The sequence below is a fragment of the Aeromonas sp. HMWF016 genome, assembly GCF_963878195.1.
Taxonomy (GTDB): Bacteria; Pseudomonadota; Gammaproteobacteria; order Enterobacterales; family Aeromonadaceae; genus Aeromonas; species Aeromonas lacus.
On record NZ_CAWNWX010000033.1, the window covers coordinates 6,787 to 10,433 of the forward strand.

Annotated in this window: 4 protein-coding genes; all 4 read right to left on the reverse strand. The window is 63.2% G+C overall.

Annotated elements, in window-relative coordinates; translation table 11 throughout:
• Nucleotides 1–53: 53 nt before the first annotated feature.
• Nucleotides 54–1,058 (reverse strand): hydrogenase expression/formation protein HypE, encoded by a 1,005-nt coding sequence (gene hypE, locus AACS24_RS04740; protein WP_108572520.1) that lies wholly within the window; start codon nucleotides 1,056–1,058, stop codon nucleotides 54–56.
• Entirely contained in the window at nucleotides 1,055–2,167 is a 1,113-nt protein-coding gene (gene hypD / locus AACS24_RS04745) for a hydrogenase formation protein HypD (RefSeq protein WP_108572521.1), read from the reverse strand. Before hypD ends, hypE begins: the two co-directional genes overlap by 4 nt.
• Nucleotides 2,161–2,412 carry a HypC/HybG/HupF family hydrogenase formation chaperone gene (locus AACS24_RS04750; protein ID WP_108572522.1) on the reverse strand — a complete coding sequence of 84 codons (252 nt, stop codon included), beginning with the start codon at nucleotides 2,410–2,412 and terminating at the stop codon, nucleotides 2,161–2,163. The genes hypD and AACS24_RS04750 overlap by 7 nt, the downstream gene beginning before the upstream one ends.
• Nucleotides 2,413–2,417: 5 nt before the next feature.
• Nucleotides 2,418–3,647, reverse strand: a 1,230-nt coding sequence (locus tag AACS24_RS04755; RefSeq protein ID WP_441296540.1) for a Kae1-like domain-containing protein, incomplete at its 5' end; no start/stop codon positions are given.

The window sequence follows — 3,647 nt, forward strand, 5'->3', positions numbered from 1 at the left end:
GCTGCCAGATCGATGGCGGCCATGGCCAGAGACATTTCGTGCATGGTGATTCCTTAACAGATCCGCGGGAGGAGCTCTCCCTGCGGCAGCTCAAGATAACGGCGGCTGCCCCAGGGGTTGTTGAGGATCACCTTGTGGCGATCACTCGCCTGCACCACGCCGATCTGGCTGGCGGCGGGGTTGAATTGCCGCAAGATGCCCAGTGCGTCCTGCGCCTGTTCGGCAGGCAGGGCCAGTACCATGGTCCCCTCGTTGGCGAGATCATGGGGCTCGAAACCGTAGAGCTCGCACAGGCCGCGTACCGGATCGCAGACCGGAATGGCGGACTCCTCCAACTCGATGGCAACACCGGAGGCGCTGCTCCATTCGTTGAGCACGGCCGCAAGGCCACCGCGGGTGGCATCGCGCAGGGCGTGGGGGGTAATGCCCGCTTTTAGCAGCGCTTCTACCTGCGGCCAGAGGGTGGTGCAGTCGCTCTTGAGATCAGATCCCAGTTGCAGGGCGTCACGGGCCATCAGGATGCAGGCGCCGTGGCTGCCGATATCCCGTGACACCAGAATGGCATCACCGGCCTTGAGGTTGCGCACCGAGATACCCCGGCTCTGTTCGGGCAGCGGGAAGGTGCCGACCCCGCTGGTGTTGATAAAGATCTTGTCGGCTGCCCCCTTGGGCACCACCTTGGTGTCGCCGCAGACGATGCGGGCGCCGCTGTTGGCAAGCTCCGCGGCCATCGACTCGACGATGCGGGCGAGATCGGCGTAGGGGAAGCCCTCCTCGATGATAAAACTGCAGCTCAGATACTCGGGCTTGGCCCCCATCATGGCCAGATCATTGACCGTGCCAGCGATGGCCAGCTTGCCGATGTCGCCCCCCTCGAAGAACAGTGGCGAGACGGTAAAGCTGTCGGTGGTGAAGGCAACGGGCCCGCTCACCGGCAGCAGGGCGGCATCTTCACCGCGCAGCAGGATCTCGTTGCCAAAGTGGCGAAAGAAGAGCTGGTTGATCAGCTGATTCATTTCCACACCGCCGCCGCCGTGGCTTAACTGAATTTCTCTCATCGGATCCCCATATATCGGTAGTAGGCATTGCAGGCCCCTTCGGAGCTGACCATGCAGCTGCCCATGGGCTGGGTCGGGGTGCAGCCCCGGCCAAAGACTTTGCACTGGTTGGGCTTGGCCAAGCCGCGCAGGATATCGGCGCACTGGCACGCCTTGTGGTCATCGATGGGGGTATGGTCCAGCTGGAAGTGACGCTCCGCATCGCGCTTGGCAAATGCATCCCGCAGGCGCAGGGCGGAGGCGTTGATATCCCCCAGACCTCGCCAGCGAAAGTGCTCGCGGGTCTCGAAAAAGCGCTCGACCAGCCGCTGGGCGGCTTTATTGCCACTGGCAGTGACAGCGCGGGTGTACTGCACCTCCAGCGCGTAGCGACCCTCCACCTTCTGACGCACCATCATCAGCAGTGCCTCCATCACATCCACCGGCTCGAAGCCGCTCACCACCACAGGCACCTGATAGCGATCGACGATGGGCAGGTAGATATCGGCGCCGGTGATGACGCTGACGTGGGAGGGGCCGATAAAGGCGTTCACCTTGGCAACCCCGTCAGCCATCACCGCATGAATGGCGGGCGGCACCAGCACATGGTTGATATGAAACAGCAGGTTATCGACCCCTTGCGCTTCAGCGGCAGCCAGTAGCGCCGCGGTCATCGGGGTAGAGGTTTCAAAGCCGATGGCGAAGAAGACCACGGTTTTGTCCGGATTCTCTTGGGCGATACGCAGGGCGTCGAGGGGATCATAGACCGGGCGGATATCGCTCCCCTTGGCCCGCTGTTGGGCCAGCGTGCCCTTGGAGCCCGGCACCCGGATCATGTCACCCAGGGTGACCAGAATGACGTTGGGTTGGCGGGCCAGCTCGATGGCCTGATCGATGCGCTCTTTGGGCATGATGCAGACCGGGCAGCCGGGGCCGTGGACAAACTCGATGCTGGCCGGCAGCAGCTGGTGCAGGCCGTACTTCATGATGGTGTGGGTATGGCCGCCGCACACTTCCATCACCCGCAGCGGCTCGGGCAGATCTTTGGCCAGTTCGGTAATTTGCGCGGCGAGGGCACGGATGACGTCGGGCTGACGAAAGCCCTGAAAGAGATCATTCAAGGTCAGCATGGGAAGATATCCTGTTTGGGCATCAGGGCCACCATCTGGCGGAAGCTCTCGAGGCTGGCCTGCGCCTCCTCTTGGTCAATCTTGCTCATCACAAAACCGATATGGAGCAGCACATAGTCGCCAATGTTGAGAGGCTCTTCGAGCAGCATGCAGCTGACGCGCCGCTGCACCCCCAGGGTGTCGACGGTGACGCAGTTATCTTCGGGGTGCAGCTGCACCACCTGAGAGGGGATGGATAGACACATGGATTTCAGGACTCCGACAAGGTGGCACAGCCGGCTGTGGTTGGGCGGTGCGTGGCAAGATGGTGGATGGCAAACCAGAGCTGACCGGCAGCGATGCCACCGTCATTGAGCGGCAGGGTTTCGCTGGTCAATACCTGCCGACCGGCTGCTTCGAGTGCGGGTACCAGCTGATCCATCAGCACCCGGTTTTGAAAGACGCCGCCCCCGAGCGCCACCGGATAGCCGGGGAAGCGCTCGGCCAGGGCGATGACCAGATTGCTGATGGCGCGAATAAAACCGGCCGCCAGGCGGGCGGTGGCGGTGCCTTTGCGCCTCTCGCTGACAAGGGTATGGAGCAGCTCTGCCCACTGGATCCGCAGTGGCCCCTCTGTTGATTGGCTGAGATCAAAGGCGAGGGGGAAGGGCTGTTCATCGGGGGCCAGCTGCAAGGCAGCCGCCTCCAGCAATAGCCCCGCTTCGCCCTCGTAATCGGGGGTGTCGATCACCCCCAGCAGCGCCGCCACCGCATCGAATAGCCGACCGATGGAGCTGGTGTAGGGGGCGTTGCGACCCAGCTGCCATAGCTGGTGCAGGTTGCTGATCCGCTTAAGGGGCCGTTGCTTGATCAACGGAATATCGAGGGCACTGATCTCCTCAGGGCTGTGCGATTCAAACAGCAGCCCCAGCAGCTGGCGCATCGGCTCGCGAATGGCCGCTTCGCCGCCGATCAGCTTGAAGGGGGCAAGGTGGGCAACCCGCTCAAATCCCTGAACGTCTGCGATCAGCAGCTCGCCGCCCCAGAGGGTGCCGTCATCGCCAAGGCCGGTGCCATCGAAGGCAACACCCAGCACCGGGCCCGTGATGTTGTGCTCGGCCATCACCCCCAGCAGGTGGGCGTGATGGTGCTGCACCTCGAGATGGGTTGCACCTTGATTCTGGCAATAGCCCTTGGCCCACTGATGGCTGAGGTAGCCGGGGTGGCGATCCGAGACCAGCAGTTCTGGCTTGAGATCGTAGAGGTCGCGAAAGGTCGCCAGGGTCTGCTCGAAGTGCTCCTGCATCGGCAGACTGTGCAGATCGCCGATATAGGGGCTGTAGATGCGCTGGCGACCGAAGGCCAGCGCCAGCTGGTTCTTCTGCTGCGCCCCGACTGCCAGCAGCGGCGCCTTGACCGCCTCTTTCAGGCTGGGGGTACAGGGGGCATAGCCCCGGGCCAGCCGCAACGTCTGGCGTCGCCCGCCCGCCCACTGCACCAG